The sequence below is a fragment of the Geobacillus sp. C56-T2 genome, from assembly GCF_007829715.1.
Classification (GTDB): Bacteria; Bacillota; Bacilli; order Bacillales; family Anoxybacillaceae; genus Geobacillus; species Geobacillus icigianus.
The window spans coordinates 2675544-2693884 of sequence record NZ_VJWB01000001.1 but is presented as its reverse complement, the minus strand read 5'-3'; the positions used below and the strand labels follow the sequence as shown (position 1 = coordinate 2693884).

At 56.0% G+C, this 18341-nt stretch carries 15 protein-coding genes; 14 read left to right on the top strand and 1 reads right to left on the bottom strand.

All coding sequences use genetic code 11. From position 1 onward, the window contains the following. Nucleotides 1-4: 4 nt before the first annotated feature. The 4 genes from accD (at nucleotide 5) to pyk (ending at nucleotide 5054) form a co-directional block, all read left to right on the top strand. Nucleotides 5-877, top strand: coding sequence for an acetyl-CoA carboxylase, carboxyltransferase subunit beta (gene accD, locus GC56T2_RS13430; protein WP_144975866.1), 873 nt, complete (start codon nucleotides 5-7; stop codon nucleotides 875-877). Continuing rightward, complete coding sequence (accA, locus tag GC56T2_RS13425; protein ID WP_144975864.1) at nucleotides 862-1839, top strand: acetyl-CoA carboxylase carboxyl transferase subunit alpha; 978 nt, start codon at nucleotides 862-864, stop codon at nucleotides 1837-1839. Before accD ends, accA begins: the two co-directional genes overlap by 16 nt. Before the next feature lie 238 nt (nucleotides 1840-2077). Then, a complete protein-coding gene (pfkA, locus tag GC56T2_RS13420; RefSeq protein ID WP_033844305.1) occupies nucleotides 2078-3037 on the top strand; it encodes a 6-phosphofructokinase in 960 nt (319 codons plus the stop codon). A 253-nt stretch (nucleotides 3038-3290) separates the two neighbouring features. Next, nucleotides 3291-5054 carry a pyruvate kinase gene (gene pyk / locus GC56T2_RS13415; protein WP_144975862.1) on the top strand — a complete coding sequence of 588 codons (1764 nt, stop codon included), beginning with the start codon at nucleotides 3291-3293 and terminating at the stop codon, nucleotides 5052-5054. A 160-nt stretch (nucleotides 5055-5214) separates the two neighbouring features. Here pyk and ytvI read toward each other — a convergent pair whose 3' ends face one another. Continuing rightward, nucleotides 5215-6333 carry a sporulation integral membrane protein YtvI gene (gene ytvI, locus GC56T2_RS13410; RefSeq protein WP_144975860.1) on the bottom strand — a complete coding sequence of 373 codons (1119 nt, stop codon included), beginning with the start codon at nucleotides 6331-6333 and terminating at the stop codon, nucleotides 5215-5217. A gap of 103 nt (nucleotides 6334-6436) precedes the next feature. Between ytvI and GC56T2_RS13405 the strand changes: the two genes are divergently transcribed. The 10 genes from GC56T2_RS13405 (at nucleotide 6437) to coaE (ending at nucleotide 18271) form a co-directional block, all read left to right on the top strand. Continuing rightward, the gene (locus GC56T2_RS13405; RefSeq protein ID WP_061912418.1) at nucleotides 6437-6892 is read left to right on the top strand and encodes a DUF441 domain-containing protein; all 456 of its coding nucleotides are present in this window, start codon (nucleotides 6437-6439) and stop codon (nucleotides 6890-6892) included. 288 nt (nucleotides 6893-7180) lie between these two features. Next, on the top strand, nucleotides 7181-8299 hold the full coding sequence (gene citZ / locus GC56T2_RS13400; protein WP_144975858.1) for a citrate synthase: 1119 nt from the start codon (nucleotides 7181-7183) through the stop codon (nucleotides 8297-8299). A 104-nt stretch (nucleotides 8300-8403) separates the two neighbouring features. After that, nucleotides 8404-9675: an NADP-dependent isocitrate dehydrogenase gene (gene icd, locus GC56T2_RS13395; protein WP_033019480.1), complete on the top strand. Its 1272-nt coding sequence runs from the start codon at nucleotides 8404-8406 to the stop codon at nucleotides 9673-9675. Nucleotides 9676-9701: 26 nt separating this feature from the next. Further along, the gene (gene mdh / locus GC56T2_RS13390; RefSeq protein WP_033019478.1) at nucleotides 9702-10640 is read left to right on the top strand and encodes a malate dehydrogenase; all 939 of its coding nucleotides are present in this window, start codon (nucleotides 9702-9704) and stop codon (nucleotides 10638-10640) included. Nucleotides 10641-10784: 144 nt separating this feature from the next. After that, nucleotides 10785-11252, top strand: coding sequence for a MaoC family dehydratase (locus GC56T2_RS13385; protein WP_144975856.1), 468 nt, complete (start codon nucleotides 10785-10787; stop codon nucleotides 11250-11252). Between the two features lie 249 nt (nucleotides 11253-11501). After that, nucleotides 11502-12209 carry a response regulator transcription factor gene (locus tag GC56T2_RS13380; RefSeq protein WP_144975854.1) on the top strand — a complete coding sequence of 236 codons (708 nt, stop codon included), beginning with the start codon at nucleotides 11502-11504 and terminating at the stop codon, nucleotides 12207-12209. Next, nucleotides 12202-13950: a two-component system histidine kinase PnpS gene (gene pnpS / locus GC56T2_RS13375; RefSeq protein WP_033844298.1), complete on the top strand. Its 1749-nt coding sequence runs from the start codon at nucleotides 12202-12204 to the stop codon at nucleotides 13948-13950. Before GC56T2_RS13380 ends, pnpS begins: the two co-directional genes overlap by 8 nt. Nucleotides 13951-14102: 152 nt before the next feature. Continuing rightward, nucleotides 14103-16739: a DNA polymerase I gene (polA, locus tag GC56T2_RS13370; protein WP_144975851.1), complete on the top strand. Its 2637-nt coding sequence runs from the start codon at nucleotides 14103-14105 to the stop codon at nucleotides 16737-16739. Nucleotides 16740-16814: 75 nt separating this feature from the next. Then, nucleotides 16815-17639: a DNA-formamidopyrimidine glycosylase gene (mutM, locus tag GC56T2_RS13365; protein WP_144975850.1), complete on the top strand. Its 825-nt coding sequence runs from the start codon at nucleotides 16815-16817 to the stop codon at nucleotides 17637-17639. A gap of 26 nt (nucleotides 17640-17665) precedes the next feature. After that, nucleotides 17666-18271, top strand: a complete 606-nt coding sequence (gene coaE / locus GC56T2_RS13360; protein WP_144975847.1) for a dephospho-CoA kinase — start codon at nucleotides 17666-17668, stop codon at nucleotides 18269-18271. Nucleotides 18272-18341 lie beyond the last annotated feature (70 nt).

The following is an 18341-nucleotide window of genomic DNA, read 5'->3' as shown; positions in this document are numbered from 1 at the left end:
CCTCATGTGGAAAGACTTATTTGGCAAAAAGAAAAAATACGCGCCGCTGCCTGCCGAACAACTGAAGCATGAAGTTCCGGAAGGCGTGATGACGAAATGTCCGCAATGCAAAAAAATTATGTATACGAAAGAATTGGTCAAAAACTTGCGCGTCTGCCTAAGCTGCGGCTACCATCACCCGCTGCCGGCGCGCGAGCGAATTGCCAGCCTTCTGGATGACGGCAGCTTCCGCGAGTATGACGCCGATATGATCTCGGTCAATCCGCTCGGCTTTCCGGGCTACATAGAAAAACTGGAAGAAGACCGGCGCAAGTCCGGACTGAATGAGGCGGTCGTCACCGGCGAAGGGACGCTTGACGGCCATCCGCTCGTCATAGCTGTCATGGATTCGTCGTTCCGCATGGGCAGCATGGGCTCGGTTGTCGGCGAAAAAATCGCCCGCGCTGTTGAACAGGCGAGGGAGCAAGGCGTGCCGTTTCTCATTTTCACCGCGTCCGGCGGCGCCCGCATGCAAGAAGGGGTGCTCAGCCTCATGCAAATGGCGAAAACGAGCGCCGCGCTCAAACGATTCAGCAACGACGGCGGCTTGTTCATCTCCGTCATGACCCATCCGACGACCGGCGGTGTATCGGCGAGCTTTGCCTCGCTTGGGGATTATAACTTTGCCGAACCGGGGGCGCTCATCGGCTTTGCCGGCCGCCGCGTCATCGAGCAGACGGTGCGCGAAGAGCTGCCGGAAGACTTCCAGACGGCGGAGTTTTTGCTGAAGCACGGGCAGCTGGATGCTGTCATCCATCGCCATGAGCTGAAGGAAAAGCTGGCCGTTGTGCTGGCGATTCATAACGGAGGAGGGGAAGCGGGATGGTGGCGGAATTAGAATTTGAAAAGCCGCTTGTCGAGCTGCGCCGCAAAATTCAAGAGTTGAAAGAGTTTATGAAAACGGCCGATGTCGATTTAGCAGCGGAAATCGAAAAGCTGGAGGCGCGCCTAGCCAAATTGGAAAACGAAGTGTACGCGAACTTGACGCCGTGGGATCGCGTGCAAATCGCCCGCCATCCGCAACGGCCGACGACGCTCGATTACATCGAGCGGCTGTTTACAAACTTTCTTGAGTGCCACGGCGACCGCTGCTTCGGCGATGACGAAGCGATCGTCGGCGGCATTGCCATGTACGACGGGCTTCCGGTGACGGTGATCGGCCACCAGCGCGGCAAAGATACGAAAGAAAATTTGCGCCGCAATTTCGGCATGCCGCACCCGGAAGGCTACCGGAAAGCGCTGCGGCTCATGAAGCAGGCGGAAAAGTTTTCCCGTCCGATCATTTGCTTCATTGATACAAAAGGTGCCTATCCGGGCAAAGCGGCGGAAGAGCGCGGGCAAAGCGAGGCGATCGCCCGCAACTTGTTTGAAATGGCGGGACTCACCGTACCGGTTGTCTGCATCGTCATCGGCGAAGGTGGAAGCGGCGGGGCGCTGGCGCTTGGCGTCGGCAACCATATTCATATGCTCGAAAACTCCACGTACTCGGTCATCTCGCCGGAAGGGGCGGCAGCGATTTTGTGGAAAGACGCCTCATTGGCGCAGCGGGCGGCGGAAACAATGAAAATCACCGCCCATGACTTAAAAGCGCTCGGCGTCATTGATGAAATCATCCCAGAAGTGAAGGGCGGCGCCCACCGCAATGCCGATGAACAGGCGAAAGAAATCGACCGCGTGCTGCGCGCTTCGCTAAAAGAGCTGCTGGCGCTCGACGGCGAGGCGCTCGTGGAACAGCGCTACGAAAAATTTAAACAAATGGGCTGCGTCTCGTTTTTACAAGAGACGATTCGGGCAAGATAAGAAACAAGCTGTCTCCGCTGGCGGGACAGCTTTGTTCTGTCTAAACAATGGCGTCTCAACACATGATCCGGTTCCCTATGGACAGCTTTGTTCTGTTAAAAAAATCGCCTCTTGTAAGCCGTTTCAGCGTGCGTTCCCTGTTGTGTTCAACAGGCGTTCATGGTACATTAGGAATGTTTAGAGGCGACAGACGTATGAGGTCGGACGTGGGCAATTCGAGACAAATGAGGTGGAAGTGATGAAACGGATTGGTGTATTGACGAGCGGCGGCGACTCGCCGGGCATGAACGCGGCCATTCGCGCGGTCGTCCGCAAAGCCATTTACCACGGCGTCGAAGTGTACGGCGTGTATCATGGCTATGCCGGGCTGATTGCCGGCAATATCAAAAAGCTCGAAGTCGGCGATGTCGGGGATATTATCCATCGCGGCGGCACGATTCTTTACACCGCCCGCTGTCCGGAGTTTAAGACGGAGGAAGGGCAGAAAAAAGGAATCGAGCAGCTGAAACAACACGGCATTGAAGGGCTGGTCGTCATCGGCGGTGACGGGTCCTACCAAGGGGCAAAAAAATTGACGGAGCACGGCTTTCCGTGCGTCGGCGTGCCCGGGACGATCGACAACGATATCCCGGGGACGGATTTTACCATCGGGTTTGATACGGCGTTGAACACCGTTATTGACGCTATTGACAAAATTCGCGACACGGCGACGTCGCATGAGCGGACGTATGTCATTGAAGTCATGGGCCGTCATGCCGGCGACATTGCCTTATGGTCGGGGCTTGCCGGCGGGGCGGAGACGATTTTGATCCCGGAAGCGGACTACGATATGGATGATATCATCGCTCGCTTGAAGCGCGGCCATGAACGCGGCAAAAAACATAGCATCATCATTGTCGCCGAAGGAGTCGGCAGCGGCGTTGACGTTGGGCGGCAAATTCAAGAGGCGACCGGTTTTGAGACGCGCGTGACGGTGCTTGGCCACGTGCAGCGCGGCGGATCGCCGACGGCGTTTGACCGCGTGTTAGCGAGCCGTCTCGGCGCCCGGGCGGTCGAACTTTTGCTTGAAGGCAAAGGCGGCCGTTGCGTCGGCATCCAAAACAACCGGCTCGTCGACCATGACATCGCCGAAGCGTTGAGCCAAATTCATACGATCGATCAGCGGATGTATGCGTTGTCGAAAGAGCTGTCGATTTAACGGTTTTGAAAACCATCTCCCGGCGCCAAGAAAGGGCGAGCGGCGGTCCCATGGGCCCGCCGGGAGAGAAATCGCGGTTGGCAATCATTGACGAATATGCTAGTCTACGAGTAGAGCAGACATTTCGGAATGAAAGGTAGCGTAGTCGGGACGGTGTCTTGCCGTTCGGCAAACACGCCCAAGCCGCTTGAAGCCCCCGCCTGTTCGGAAGCGGCGGGGAGTTCACTTCCCGAGGGGAAAGGAAGAAGAAGCGATGAAGCGGAAAACGAAAATTGTTTGTACGATTGGGCCGGCAAGCGAAAGCGTGGACAAGCTCGTGCAATTGATCGAGGCAGGCATGAACGTAGCGCGCCTCAACTTTTCGCACGGCGATCATGAAGAACACGGGAGGCGCATTGCCAACATTCGCACAGCGGCGCAGCAAACCGGGAAAACGGTGGCGATTTTGCTTGACACAAAAGGTCCGGAAATTCGCACGCATAACATGGAAAACGGCGCCATCGAGCTGAAGGAAGGCGCAAGGCTCGTCATTTCGATGGACGAAGTGCTCGGGACCCGAGACAAAATTTCCGTCACTTATCCGGGACTGATCGATGACGTGTCCGTCGGCTCGACCATTTTGCTCGATGATGGGCTGATCGGCCTCGAAGTCACGGCGATCGATAAAGGAGCGGGGGAAATTGTCACCACCGTCTTAAACGGCGGGGTTCTGAAAAACAAAAAAGGGGTCAACGTTCCCGGCGTGCGCGTCAATTTGCCGGGCATCACCGAGAAAGATCGCGCTGACATTTTGTTCGGCATCCGCCAAGGGATCGACTTCATCGCTGCGTCGTTCGTGCGCCGGGCGTCCGATGTGTTGGAAATCCGCGAGCTGCTTGAAGCGAACGATGCGCTCGGCATCCAAATCATCGCCAAAATTGAAAACGAAGAAGGCGTGGCCAACATCGATGAAATTTTGGAAGCAGCCGACGGCCTCATGGTGGCACGCGGCGACTTAGGCGTAGAAATTCCGGCTGAGGAAGTCCCCCTCATCCAAAAAATGCTCATTAAAAAATGCAACATGCTCGGCAAGCCAGTCATTACAGCGACGCAAATGCTTGATTCAATGCAGCGCAACCCGCGTCCGACGCGGGCGGAGGCCAGCGACGTCGCCAACGCCATTTTTGACGGCACGGATGCGGTCATGCTGTCCGGGGAGACGGCGGCCGGCCAGTACCCGGTCGAAGCGGTCCGCACGATGCACCAAATTGCGCTTCGCACCGAACAGGCGTTGGAGCACCGCGACATTTTGTCGCAGCGCACAAAAGAGAGCCAAACGACGATCACCGATGCCATCGGCCAGTCGGTCGCCCATACGGCGCTGAATTTGGACGTCGCCGCGATCGTCACGCCGACAGTGAGCGGAAAAACGCCGCAGATGGTGGCCAAATACCGTCCGAAAGCGCCGATTATCGCCGTCACTTCAGACGAGGCGGTATCGCGTCGGTTAGCGCTCGTCTGGGGCGTCTATACGAAAGAGGCGCCGCATGTGAACACGACGGATGAAATGTTGGATGTGGCCGTCGATGCAGCGGTGCGCTCCGGTTTGGTCAAGCACGGCGACTTGGTCGTGATCACCGCCGGCGTGCCGGTCGGCGAAACCGGTTCGACGAACTTGATGAAAGTGCACGTCATCAGCGATCTGCTCGCCAAAGGGCAAGGCATCGGCCGCAAGTCGGCGTTCGGCAAGGCGGTCGTCGCCAAAACGGCGGAAGAGGCGTGCCGAAAAATGGTGGAAGGCGGCATTTTGGTCACCATCAGCACCGATGCCGATATGATGCCGGCGCTGGAAAAAGCGGCGGCGATCATCACGGAAGAAGGCGGGCTGACGAGCCATGCGGCCGTGGTCGGGTTAAGCCTCGGCATTCCGGTCGTCGTCGGGGTCGAGAATGCGACCCGCCTGTTTCAAGACGGACAAGAAATCACGGTCGATGGCGGGTTTGGCGCCATCTACCGCGGACATGCGAGCGTTTTGTAGCCGGTTCACATCAAAAGAGGGTGTCCCCAATGGATGGGAACACCCTCTTTCCTCATCTATTTTTTGTGCCGCGCGATATGTTGAGCCTGTCTTCACGGAAGACGGTTTTTTCCGCCGCCCCTTTCGCCTAAACGGACAAACGGCAGCCGCGCCGCGTCAGTTATGCGGCCGGCTTGCCGATGATAAACCGCCAAATGTCGCGAAAGACGTTGGCGCTGTGAAGGGTGCGGATGATGACGAGCGCAACCGGCCCGGCGATCAGCCCGAGAAAGCCGAGCAGCTTGAAGCCGACGAACAAAGCGATGAGCGTGGCGAGCGGATCAAGGCCGATCGACGAGGAGAGCACTTTCGGTTCCATAATCTGCCGCTGGACGAGCACGACGATATACAAAACGCCAAGGCCGATCGCAAACGGGATGTCGCCGCTCACCGCCGCGTAAATGATCCAAGGGACGAATACGATCCCGGTCCCTAAATACGGCAAAATATCGACGAACCCGATGATCAAGGCGATGGTAATCGCGTAATCGACGCGCAAAATCAACAGGCCGATTAACACGATGACCGTCGTAATCGAAATGAGCGTCGCCTGCGCTTTCATAAAGCCGAACAGCGCCCGCTTCAAATCGGCGAACACCGTTTTGCCGCTTGTGCGAGCTTTCGCCGGCAGCCAGCGCTGCGCCATGCGCATGAGCCGATGCCAGTCTTTGCTGATGAAAAACGTGGCCAGCAGCGAAAAAATAAAGACGGTTGCGATATTGGGCAGCCAGGCGAGAAGCTGGGGAATATTTTGCAAAATCGTTTGGATAAATTCCCCTACCGTTGTGCCGATTTTTTGCCCTACCGACTGGATGTTTTTCATGATCGTATCTTGCTGCTGACTGCTTAAACTTTTGAACATGCCCGCCAAATCTTTGTAGATCGGGATGAGCTGATCGGCAACGAACGTTTCGATGTACGAAACTAGTGTTTGAAATTTGCTAGGCACGACATTGGCCAAATATTGCGTTCCCGACACGATTTCGGCGATCAACAGCGTCACGATCCCAGCGACGGCGGCGAACAGGACGATGAGCGTGACACTGACCGCCAGCCAGCGCGGCATTTTCGCTTTCCGCTCCAGCCCATCGACGAGCGGATTAATGAGCAGGGCGATGAAGAAAGCGATGATAAACGGGTACGTCAACGTTGCGATGTAATACAGCGCCCAAACGCTAATGACGGCGATGGCAACGACGAAAAAAAAGCGCAAAAAACGGTCGACATACACTCGGGACAATGTTTCACCCCCAACCGAATCTCCATATGGATAATATTACACGTTTGTTTACGAAGAAGCAAAAAACAAGTTTCCTATCCCGCTCGAAGGAGGATGAGCCGCCGTGAATGAATCGGTGCTGTTTTTGCTGGCGCTGTTGGCGCTTGGCTTGCTGTCGAAAAACGAGTCGCTTGTGATCGCGGTCGCCGTGCTGCTGGCCGTAAAGTGGTCCGGCTTTAGCGAGCCGCTTTTGTCGATCCTTCAATCGAAGGGGATTCATTGGGGAGTGACCGTTATTACGATCGCGGTGCTCGCTCCGATTGCCGCTGGACACATCGGCTGGAAAGAGCTCGTTGGTTCGCTGCAATCGCTGTCGGCTTGGATCGCTTTGTTATCCGGCATTTTGGTCGCCTTGATCGCCAAAGGAGGGGTGACACTGTTGGCGAGCGATCCGCAAATGACGGCCGCTTTGGCGTTCGGGACGATCATCGCCGTCGCGCTTTTCCATGGTGTGGCGGTCGGTCCGCTGATTGGGGCTGGCATTGCCTATGCGGTCATCAAAATGGTAGAATATTTTTAACCGCTCGAGCAAATGACCGGTTCGTTTGTCGGCGAAGCGCGTTCCGCTTGTTCGTGGAGCTTGTTTCTTTTGATGTATGACAGCTGACAAAAGTCTGATAATTGTTTATAATAATAAGCGTGAGTTCGTTTTTCGGGCCAAGCGGGGAACAGCGTTTTTGCAAGGCGGCTGACACGGCGATGTAAGCACTTTCGCCCATGCCTTCGTTTTTGCCACGGTTTCGAGCAAGCGCTCATCGTCCTTCCAACGATGATGGGCGGAACTTATGAAAAGAAGGGGAGATTGGACATGACGGTAACCCGCGGTTTAGAAGGGGTTGTGGCGACAACCTCAAGCATCAGCTCGATCATCGATGATACATTGACGTACGTCGGCTACGATATTGACGATTTGGCCGAAAACGCTTCCTTTGAAGAAGTCGTTTATTTGCTTTGGCATCGGGAGCTGCCAACGAAAGCGCAGCTCGAAGAATTGAAGAAGCAGCTGGCGGAAAACGCGGACATTCCAAAGGAAATCGTTGAGCACTTCAAGCTGTATCCGATTGACAACGTGCATCCGATGGCGGCGTTGCGCACGGCGATCTCGCTTCTCGGCCTCTATGATGACGAGGCGGACGACATGACGAAAGAGGCGAACTACCGGAAAGCGATCCGTCTGCAGGCGAAAATCCCGACGATCGTCGCGGCGTTTGCCCGCGTGCGCAAAGGGCTGGAACCGGTTGCGCCGCGCCAAGATTTGAGCTTTGCTGCCAATTTCTTGTACATGCTGACCGGACAAGAGCCGGACGCCGTTGCTGCGGAAGCGTTCAACAAGGCGCTCGTGTTGCATGCCGATCACGAGTTGAACGCATCGACGTTCACGGCGCGCGTTTGCGTGGCGACGCTCTCCGACATGTATTCCGGCATTACAGCGGCGATCGGCGCCTTAAAGGGACCGCTTCACGGCGGGGCAAACGAAGCGGTGATGAGAATGTTGACGGAAATCGGCACCGTTGACAACGTTGAGCCGTACATTCGCGGAAAGCTGGCCAATAAAGAGAAAATCATGGGCTTTGGCCATCGCGTGTACCGGAAAGGCGACCCGCGCGCCAAACATTTGAAAAAAATGTCGGAAAAGCTGACGAAGCTCGTTGGCGAGCCGCATTGGTACGAAATGTCGACGAAGATTGAAGAAATCGTCACATCGGAAAAAGCACTGCCGCCGAACGTTGACTTTTATTCCGCCTCGGTTTACCATTGTTTAGGAATCGATCATGATTTGTTTACGCCGATTTTTGCGATCAGCCGCACGTCGGGATGGATCGCCCATATTTTGGAACAATATGACAACAACCGGCTCATTCGTCCGCGCGCCGAGTACACGGGTCCGGGCAAGCGGTCGTACGTGCCGATCGACGAGCGCGGCTGAACAAGGCTGAATAAGGCTGAGCAGGACGAAACAGGTGGACAAGGCGGGAAGGCGCGCCTTCACGCCTTTGCAAAATAAAAACCATGGCATTGGGGGTTTGACTCGTGACGCAAGGGGAAAAAATTACTGTAACCAATGGTGTGCTCAACGTTCCAAACAATCCGATCATCCCGTTCATTGAAGGGGACGGAACCGGCCCGGACATTTGGGCGGCCGCTTCGCGCGTGCTCGAGGCTGCGGTGGAAAAAGCGTACAAAGGCGAGAAAAAAATCGTCTGGAAGGAAGTGCTCGCCGGCGAGAAAGCATACAAACTGACGGGCAGCTGGCTTCCGGATGAAACGCTCGAGACGATCCGCGAATACATAATCGCCATTAAAGGGCCGCTGACAACGCCGGTTGGCGGAGGCATCCGCTCGCTGAACGTCGCGCTTCGTCAAGAGCTTGACTTGTTCGTCTGCCTGCGGCCGGTTCGCTACTTCCAAGGCGTTCCGTCGCCGGTGAAACGCCCGGAAGACACCGATATGGTCATTTTCCGCGAAAACACGGAAGACATTTACGCCGGCATTGAATATGCCAAAGGCACGCCGGAAGTGAAAAAAGTGATCGACTTTTTGCAAAACGAGATGGGCGTGCGCAAAATCCGCTTCCCGGAAACGTCCGGCATCGGCATTAAGCCGATTTCCGAACAAGGAACGAAACGGCTTGTGCGCGCGGCGATCAACTATGCGATCGAACATGGCCGCAAATCGGTGACGCTCGTTCATAAAGGAAACATCATGAAATTCACCGAAGGCGCGTTTAAAAACTGGGGCTATGAACTTGCTGAGGAAGAGTTTGCCGACAAAGTGTTCACATGGGCGCAATACGACCGCATCGTCGAAGCGGAAGGCAAAGAAGCGGCGAACAAAGCGCTGGCCGAAGCAGAAGCGGCTGGAAAAGTCATCATCAAAGATGTGATCGCCGACATCTTCTTACAGCAAATCTTAACGCGCCCGCGCGAGTTTGACGTCATCGCGACGATGAACCTAAACGGCGACTACATTTCCGACGCGCTCGCGGCTCAAGTCGGCGGCATCGGCATCGCGCCGGGGGCGAACATCAACTACGAAACCGGCCACGCCATCTTCGAAGCGACGCACGGCACGGCGCCGAAATACGCCGGGCTTGACAAAGTCAATCCGTCGTCCGTCATTTTGTCCGGCGTCATGATGTTTGAGCATCTCGGCTGGAACGAAGCGGCGCAATTGATCATCAAAGCGATGGAAAAAACGATCGCCGCGAAAATCGTGACGTATGACTTTGCCCGCCTGATGGAAGGGGCAACCGAAGTGAAATGTTCGGAATTCGCTGATGCGCTCATCCGCAATATGGACTAACCTGTAAAAGAAAGGGATGGCAAACGATGGCGATGAAACGGAAAAAAATCTCGGTGATCGGCGCTGGATTCACGGGGGCGACAACGGCGTTCCTGCTGGCGCAAAAAGAGCTCGGCGACGTCGTGCTCGTCGACATTCCGCAGCTCGAAAACCCGACGAAAGGAAAGGCGCTCGACATGCTCGAGTCGAGCCCGGTGCTCGGGTTTGACGCCAACATCGTCGGCACGTCGGACTACGCCGATACGGCGGATTCCGACATCGTCGTCATTACGGCCGGCATCGCTCGCAAGCCGGGCATGAGCCGCGATGATTTGGTGACGACGAATCAAAAAATTATGAAGCAGGTGACGAAAGAAGTCGTCAAATACTCGCCGAACTGCTACATCATCGTTTTGACGAACCCGGTCGATGCGATGACGTACACCGTCTTCAAGGAATCCGGCTTCCCGAAAAACCGGGTCATCGGCCAATCGGGCGTCCTCGATACGGCGCGCTTCCGCACGTTCGTCGCCCAAGAGCTGAACATTTCTGTTAAAGACGTCACCGGTTTCGTGTTGGGGGGGCATGGCGACGACATGGTGCCGCTCGTCCGCTATTCGTACGCCGGCGGCATCCCGCTCGAAAAGCTGATTCCGAAAGACCGTTTGGACGCCATCGTTGAGCGGACGCGCAAAGGCGGCGGGGAAATCGTCAATTTGCTCGGCAACGGCAGCGCCTACTACGCGCCGGCCGCTTCGCTTGTTGAAATGGTCGAGGCGATTTTGAAAGACCAGCGCCGCATTTTGCCGGCGATCGCCTACCTCGAAGGCGAATACGGATACGAAGGCATTTATTTGGGCGTGCCGACAATCTTGGGCGGCAACGGCATTGAGAAAGTGATCGAGCTCGAGCTGACGGAAGAGGAAAAAGCGGCGCTCGCCAAGTCGGTCGAGTCGGTGAAAAACGTCATGCGCGTGCTCGAATAGTACGATGCAAAAATTCGGGCTTGGCCCGGATTTTTGCCGCCGCTTTTTGAAAGCGCTTTCTGATTTAGGGTGTGAAAACAGCGCTTGGCGCCGCTAGTGACGATCGCAGCCCATGAGGGTCAGGAGCAACAAAGGGGTGGAACCATGTTGAAAAAGCGAAAGCTGGGGAGACGAATCGGAGAAATTCAAGTTGGGGAAAAACTTGTGTTCCAAGCGGCCATCGAAGACAAAGATTTGCTGCTTTACCTCGGGTTGACCGACGATGCCAACCCGCTCTACATTCAGCACGATTACGCTTCGCAAACGCCGTTTGGCAAGCCGGTCGTTCCGCCGATCATGCTGATGGGAATGATCACATCGGCGGTGTCGAAATATTTGCCAGGCCCGGGCAGTTATATTACAAGGAATGATATTCGCTTTCTCCGGCCAGTGTATCATTATGAAACGCTTGAATTTTTGCTGGAAGTGACTGACGTGGATGAAGAAAGCCATTGCGTCACGTTGGCGGTGACAGCGACGCGCGGGGCGGAAATGGTGCTCACCGGTGAGCTGTCCGCCTGTCCGCCGCATACGTTGCCACGTTTGGACAGCCGTGCGCTTGAAAATTTTTAGGCTGAAAGAGCAGCGCTCGCTTCGCTTGGACGGGAAGATGGAACAGCGGAGGCGAGATGGGCGCGGGACGGATGCGAAAGGGGGCTGCTTTCGGGCAGCCGGGCGGTTATAAACGGAGAACGTCTGTTTTTATAGCGAAAAAGAGGGGGTCTTGCCGCAGTTTGCGACACCCTCTTTCTTTTTTTGCCGAACGAAAGCGGAAAGTATGGTATGATACAAATAGAATGACTGGCGAATGGGAGGAGCGGAATGGGTAAGAAAATTTTGGTTGTTGACGATGAGCAGCCGATTGTGACGTTGTTGACCTACAATTTGGAGAAGGCCGGTTTTCAAGTGGCCGCCGCCTATGATGGCGAAGAGGCGCTAGATAAAGTGGAGCGTGAACAGCCGGCGCTGATGATCCTCGATTTGATGCTGCCGAAGCTGGACGGCGTTGAAGTGTGCAAGCGGCTTCGCCAGCGGCAAATCATGACGCCGATTTTAATGTTGACGGCTCGCGATGATGAGTTTGATAAAGTGCTCGGGTTGGAGCTGGGCGCCGATGACTACATGACGAAGCCGTTCAGCCCGCGCGAGGTCGTCGCGCGGGTGAAGGCGATTTTGCGCCGCACCGAGCTTTCTCAACCGGCGGCTGAGTTAGGTGAACGGCTTGTCATCGGGCAGTTGGAAATTTTCCCGGACCGCTACGAAGCGACGGTGGGCGGCAGACCGCTCGAGTTGACGCCGAAAGAGTTTGAATTGCTTCTTTATTTGGCCCGTCATAAAGGAAGGGTGCTGACGCGCGACCAGTTGCTCAGCGCGGTTTGGAATTACGATTTCGCCGGCGATACGCGCATCGTTGACGTCCATATCAGCCACTTGCGCGACAAGATCGAAGACGATACGAAAAAGCCGGCGTACATCAAAACGGTGCGCGGCCTCGGATACAAACTGGAGGAGCCCAAACGGCATGAGTAGCCTTCGCTCCCGGCTTCTTTTCTGGCTTGTGGCGCTGATTGCGGCCGTGTTGATCGCCCTCGGCTTTTTGCTTGGCCAGCTGCTGAAAGAGTTTTATACCGAGACGATCAATAAGCGGATGGAAAAGGAGGCGAAAGCGCTCGCCATTTTGCTGGAAAATGAACCGCTTGAGCGCATTCGCACCGATTTGCAAGAAATGGGGGACGAGCTGTCCTCGCGCATCACCGTGCTCGATCGTGATGGGCGGGTGCGGTTTGACAGCGGGCGCATCGCGGCGATCAGCGACAAGGACCACGCGCGCATCATCCGCTCCATTTTGCCGACGACAACGTCCGCGCGCTTTTCGGTGATTGAAAAAACGGACGACGTGTACTACTGCCTTGTTCCGTATGGGCCAAGCGGACAGGACGGATACGTCGTTGTCAGCACACCGACGAGCTCGCTCAAAGCGGTGAACGAGCGGATTTGGGGGGTTCTCATCAGCAGCCTTGGCATGGCGCTCGTTGTCATCATCGCCCTTGGCTGGAAAATCGCCAATCAATATATGAGACCGATTGAAGAGGCGACCAAGGTGGCGTTTGAGCTGGAAAAAGGCAATTACGCCGCCCGGGTGCCCGATGGCGAATATAAAGAAGCCGGCATGTTGGTCCGTTCCATCAACCGGCTCGCTCGCCATTTGCAAGAAATGAGCCGGGCGCGGGAAATTCAGACCGATCGCCTTCATACGCTCATTGAAAACGTCGGCAGCGGCCTTCTGTTCATCGATCACCGCGGCCATGTGTTTCTCATTAACCGCGCCTTTCAGTCCCAATTTCACATCGATCCGTCCGACGCCTTGTATCGCCCGTATGCCGATGTGCTCCCGCACCGCGACATCGTCCGCTTGATCGACGAGATTTTCATGACCGAGGCGGCGATGCGCCGTCATATGCGGCTGACGGTCGGGATTGAGCGAAAGCACTTTGACGTCTACGGCGCCCCGATTATCGGAAAAGGCGCTGAGTGGAAAGGGATTGTCGTCGTCTTCCATGACATTACCGAACTGAAGCGGCTCGAGCAAATCCGCAAAGATTTTGTCGCCAACGTCTCGCATGAACTGAAAACGCCAGTGACATCGATTAAAGGGTTTGCCGAAACGCTGTTGGATGGAGCGATGAAAGATGAGCAGGCGCTCGAGCACTTTTTGGCCATTATTTTAAAAGAAAGCGAACGGCTGCAAACGCTCGTCGAAGAGCTTCTTGATTTATCGAAAATCGAGCAGCAAGGCTTTCAGCTTCAGTGGGAGGAAGTGAACGCGGCCGAGATCATGGAGGAAGCGGCAGCGGTGTTCCGCCAGCGGGCGGCGGCCAAGCGCATCGCTTTGCAAGTCAAGGCGCCGCCGGATCTGGTCATTCGCGGTGATCGAAACCGGCTGAAGCAAATTTTGCTTAACTTGTTGGCCAACGCCATCGCCTATACGCCCGAACAAGGGCAAGTCATCGTTGACGCCGGGGAGACGGCGCAGGAAGTGTGGCTGCGCGTCAAAGATACCGGCATCGGCATTGAGAAAAAGGAGATTCCTCGCATCTTTGAGCGCTTTTACCGCGTCGATAAAGCGCGCAGCCGCGATTCGGGCGGGACCGGGCTGGGCCTTTCGATCGTCAAGCATCTCGTCGAAGCCCATCACGGCTCCATCACAGTGGAAAGCGAAGTCGGGCGCGGCACGGTGTTTACGATTCACTTTCCCAAGCCGGAGCGGTAGCCGGCTTTTTTCATCGCTGCCGGGTTGGGGGAGGGCGAGTCCATTCGGGCTGAGGCGGCCCTTCACCACCGCTTTGGGAGCCGGAGCAGCGAGGCGATGTTTCTGGAACGCCGCCGCATGATACAATAAAAACAAGAAGCATCCGAGGAGGGATGGGGTTGAAGAAAAAACTTGTCTTGATTGACGGCAACAGTGTGGCCTATCGCGCTTTTTTTGCGCTGCCGCTTTTGCATAACGACAAAGGCGTTCATACGAATGCGGTCTACGGATTTGCCATGATGCTGCGTAAAATCGTGGCGGAAGAGGCTCCCACTCATTTGTTAGTGGCGTTTGATGCGGGCAAAACGACATTTCGTCATGAAGTGTTTCGCGAGTATAAAGGCGGGCGCCAGCAGACGCCCCCGGAATTGTCCGAGCAGTTTCCACTGCTGCGCGAGCTGTTGAACGCCTATCGCATTCCAGCTTACGAACTTGACAACTACGAAGCGGACGACATTATCGGAACGCTCGCCGCCCGCGCTGAGCAGGCCGGGTTTGAGGTGAAAGTCATCTCCGGAGACCGGGATTTGACCCAACTCGCCTCCCCCCATGTGACGGTGGAAATCACGAAAAAAGGGATCACCGAGATGGAATCGTACACGCCGGAAACGATTCGCGAAAAATACGGGCTCGCTCCCGAGCAAATCGTTGACTTAAAAGGACTGATGGGGGATAAATCGGACAACATCCCTGGCGTGCCCGGCATCGGCGAAAAAACGGCGGTCAAGTTGTTAAAGCAGTTCGGGACAGTCGAAAATGTGCTCGACTCCATTGATGAAATCCAAGGGGAAAAGCTGAAAGAAACGCTGCGCCAACATCGCGATACCGCCCTCCTAAGCAAACGGCTGGCGGGCATTTGCCGCGACGCTCCGATCGCCCTGTCGCTTGAGGATACGGCCTACGAAGGCGAAGACCGGGAGAGCGTGATCGCTTTGTTTAAAGAGCTCGGGTTTCAGTCGCTCCTTGAGAAGATGGAAGGGCCGAGGGCGGAAGAGAGCGAGCCGCTTGCCCACATCGACTTCACCATGGCGGAGTGCGTGACGGAAGAGATGCTCGCCGACAAGGCGGCCTTGGTCGTTGAAGTCGTGGAAGACAACTATCATGACGCGCCGATCGTCGGCATTGCTGTTGTCTCGGAACGCGGGCGGTTTTTCCTGCCTTCGGAGGTGGCGCTGGCTGACCCGCAGTTTCGCGCTTGGCTTGCCGATGAGACGAAGAAAAAAAGCATGTTTGACTCGAAGCGGGCGACGGTCGCTTTACGATGGAAAGGGATCGACCTGCGCGGCGTCTCGTTTGATTTGCTGCTGGCGGCGTATTTGCTCAACCCTGGACAAGATGCCAGCGATGTCGCGGCGGTGGCCAAAATGAAACAATACGAGGCCGTGCGGTCCGATGAAGCGGTCTACGGCAAAGGGGCGAAACGGTCTGTTCCGGACGAGCCGGCACTCGCCGAGCATCTCGTCCGCAAGGCGGCGGCGATTTGGGCGCTCGAGCGGCCAATGATGGATGACTTGCGCCGCAACGAGCAGGACGAACTGTTGATGGCGCTTGAGCAGCCGTTAGCGGCGATTTTGGCCGATATGGAATTCACCGGGGTGAAAGTGGACACCGAGCGCCTGAACCAGATGGGACAGGAACTCGCCGAGCAGCTGCGCGCGGCCGAACGGCGCATTTACGAACTGGCCGGCCAAGAATTCAATATCAATTCGCCGAAACAGCTCGGCGTCATTTTATTTGAAAAGCTGCAACTGCCTGTGTTGAAAAAAACGAAGACCGGCTATTCAACATCGGCGGACGTGCTGGAAAAGCTTGCGCCCCATCACGAGATTGTGGAGAATATTTTGCACTACCGCCAACTAGGCAAGCTGCAGTCGACATATGTCGAAGGATTGTTGAAGGTCGTGCGCCCCGATACGAAGAAAGTGCATACGATCTTCAATCAAGCGTTGACGCAAACCGGCCGCCTCAGCTCGACGGAGCCGAACTTGCAAAACATTCCGATTCGGCTGGAAGAAGGGCGGAAAATCCGGCAAGCGTTCGTGCCGTCCGAGCCTGGCTGGCTCATGTTTGCGGCTGACTATTCGCAAATCGAACTGCGCGTGTTGGCCCATATCGCCGAAGATGACAATTTAATTGAAGCGTTTCGCCGCGATTTGGACATTCATACGAAAACGGCTATGGACATTTTTCACGTCAAGGAAGAGGACGTCACCCCCAACATGCGCCGGCAAGCGAAGGCCGTCAACTTTGGCATCGTCTATGGGATCAGCGATTACGGATTGGCGCAAAACTTAAACATTACGCGCAAAGAGGCCGCCGAGTTTATCGAACGCTATTTTGCCAGCTTCCCGGGCGTCAAGCGGTATATGGAAACGATCGTGCAAGAGGCGAAACAGAAAGGATATGTCACCACGCTTTTGCATCGGCGCCGCTATTTGCCGGACATCACGAGCCGCAACTTCAACGTCCGCAGCTTTGCCGAGCGGACGGCGATGAATACGCCGATCCAAGGCAGCGCCGCTGACATCATTAAAAAGGCGATGATCGATTTGAGCGCGCGCCTGAAGGAAGAGCGGCTGCAGGCGCGCCTGTTGCTGCAAGTGCACGACGAGCTCATTTTGGAGGCGCCTAGTGACGAAATAGAGCGGCTGTGCCGAATCGTGCCGGAAGTGATGGAGCAAGCCGTCACGCTCCGCGTGCCGCTGAAAGTCGATTATCATTACGGACCGACATGGTATGATGCGAAATAAAGCCCGGTCTTAAAGGCGCGCCGATGCCGGAAGCCGCACGGGCGGATCGACAACAGAGGAAAGGAGGGATTTCCTATGCCTGAACTGCCTGAGGTGGAAACGATCCGGCGCACGCTCTTGCCGCTCGTTTCCGGCAAAACGATCGCGGCGGTGCGCGTGTTTTGGCCGAAGATCATTCGCCATCCGCACGACCCGCAAGCGTTTGCCGACCGGTTGGCTGGCCAGACGGTGCGCGGCATTGAGCGGCGCGGAAAGTTTTTGAAGTTTTTGCTTGATGAGGATGTGCTCATCTCCCATTTGCGCATGGAAGGTCGCTATATGGTCGCTAGCGCCCACGATCCGCTCGCGCCGCACACGCATGTCGTATTTTCCTTCACCGATGGAAGCGAACTCCGTTACCGCGATGTGCGCAAGTTCGGCACGATGCACGTTTACCGCAAAGAAGAAGCCGACCGCCGCCCTCCGCTTGACCAGTTGGGGCCGGAGCCGCTCTCACCGGCATTTTCCCCGGCGGTGTTGGCCCAACAAGCCGCGAAAACGAAACGGACGGTCAAGGCGCTGCTGCTCGATCAAACGGTTGTGGCCGGATTTGGCAACATTTATGTCGATGAAGCGCTGTTTCGCGCCGGCATTCTTCCGGACCGCCCGGCCGCTTCCTTGACGGACGAAGACATTCGCCGGCTCCATGAACACATGGTCGCGACCATCGGCGAGGCGGTGATGAGAGGAGGAAGCACGGTGCGCACGTATGTCAACACGCAAGGGAAAGAAGGGACTTTCCAACATCACCTGTCCGTCTATGGGCGCAAAGGGGAGCCGTGCAAACAATGCGGAACGTTGATTGAAAAAACGGTCGTCGCTGGCCGCGGGACGCACTATTGCCCGCGTTGCCAGCGGTAGGCGACCGATGGGAAAGGAGACAAGCGATGGTACTCACGATCGGGCTGACTGGGGGGATCGCCAGCGGCAAAAGCACGGTCAGCGCCATGATGCGCCAACTCGGGCTTCCGGTCATTGACGCGGACGAAGCGGCGCGTGCGGTCGTACGGCCGGGAGAAGACGCCTATCGGCAAATCGTTGCCGCCTTCGGTCCGGGCATTTTGCAAAAAAACGGGGACATTGATCGCGCGAAACTGGGGGAGATCGTCTTCAGCGATGAAGCCGAGCGGACGAAACTCAACGCCATCGTTCATCCCGCCGTGCGCCGCCATATGCTGGCGGAAAAGGAGGAGCTCGTTCGCGCCGGGGCGAAAACGATCGTGCTTGATATTCCGCTGCTATTTGAAAGCGGATTGACCGATTGGGTGGATAAAGTGCTGGTCGTTTTCGTTGATGAAGAGACGCAGCTTCGCCGGCTGATGGCGCGAAACGGATTTACGAAAGAGGAAGCGCTCGCCCGCATTCGCGCCCAATGGCCGCTGGCGGAAAAAGTGAAGCGAGCCGATGCGGTTCTGGACAATAACGGAACGATCGAGGAGACGCGCCGGCAGCTGCTGGCCGTTTTGGAAACATGGGGCGCCTTGGAAAAATAGGCGTCTTTTTTATTGCTTTTTTGTTATTTTGTTCTCCACGATCTCGAAAAATATGATATACTATTTATAG

Bases quoted from the DNA above. Each gene is read 5' to 3' on its own strand.
- accD (WP_144975866.1), top strand. From the start codon at position 5: ATGTGGAAAGACTTATTTGGCAAAAAGAAAAAATACGCGCCGCTGCCT.
- accA (WP_144975864.1), top strand. From the start codon at position 862: ATGGTGGCGGAATTAGAATTTGAAAAGCCGCTTGTCGAGCTGCGCCGC.
- pfkA (WP_033844305.1), top strand. From the start codon at position 2,078: ATGAAACGGATTGGTGTATTGACGAGCGGCGGCGACTCGCCGGGCATG.
- pyk (WP_144975862.1), top strand. From the start codon at position 3,291: ATGAAGCGGAAAACGAAAATTGTTTGTACGATTGGGCCGGCAAGCGAA.
- citZ (WP_144975858.1), top strand. From the start codon at position 7,181: ATGACGGTAACCCGCGGTTTAGAAGGGGTTGTGGCGACAACCTCAAGC.
- mdh (WP_033019478.1), top strand. From the start codon at position 9,702: ATGGCGATGAAACGGAAAAAAATCTCGGTGATCGGCGCTGGATTCACG.
- GC56T2_RS13385 (WP_144975856.1), top strand. From the start codon at position 10,785: ATGTTGAAAAAGCGAAAGCTGGGGAGACGAATCGGAGAAATTCAAGTT.
- GC56T2_RS13380 (WP_144975854.1), top strand. From the start codon at position 11,502: ATGGGTAAGAAAATTTTGGTTGTTGACGATGAGCAGCCGATTGTGACG.
- pnpS (WP_033844298.1), top strand. From the start codon at position 12,202: ATGAGTAGCCTTCGCTCCCGGCTTCTTTTCTGGCTTGTGGCGCTGATT.
- polA (WP_144975851.1), top strand. From the start codon at position 14,103: ATGGGGTTGAAGAAAAAACTTGTCTTGATTGACGGCAACAGTGTGGCC.
- mutM (WP_144975850.1), top strand. From the start codon at position 16,815: ATGCCTGAACTGCCTGAGGTGGAAACGATCCGGCGCACGCTCTTGCCG.
- coaE (WP_144975847.1), top strand. From the start codon at position 17,666: ATGGTACTCACGATCGGGCTGACTGGGGGGATCGCCAGCGGCAAAAGC.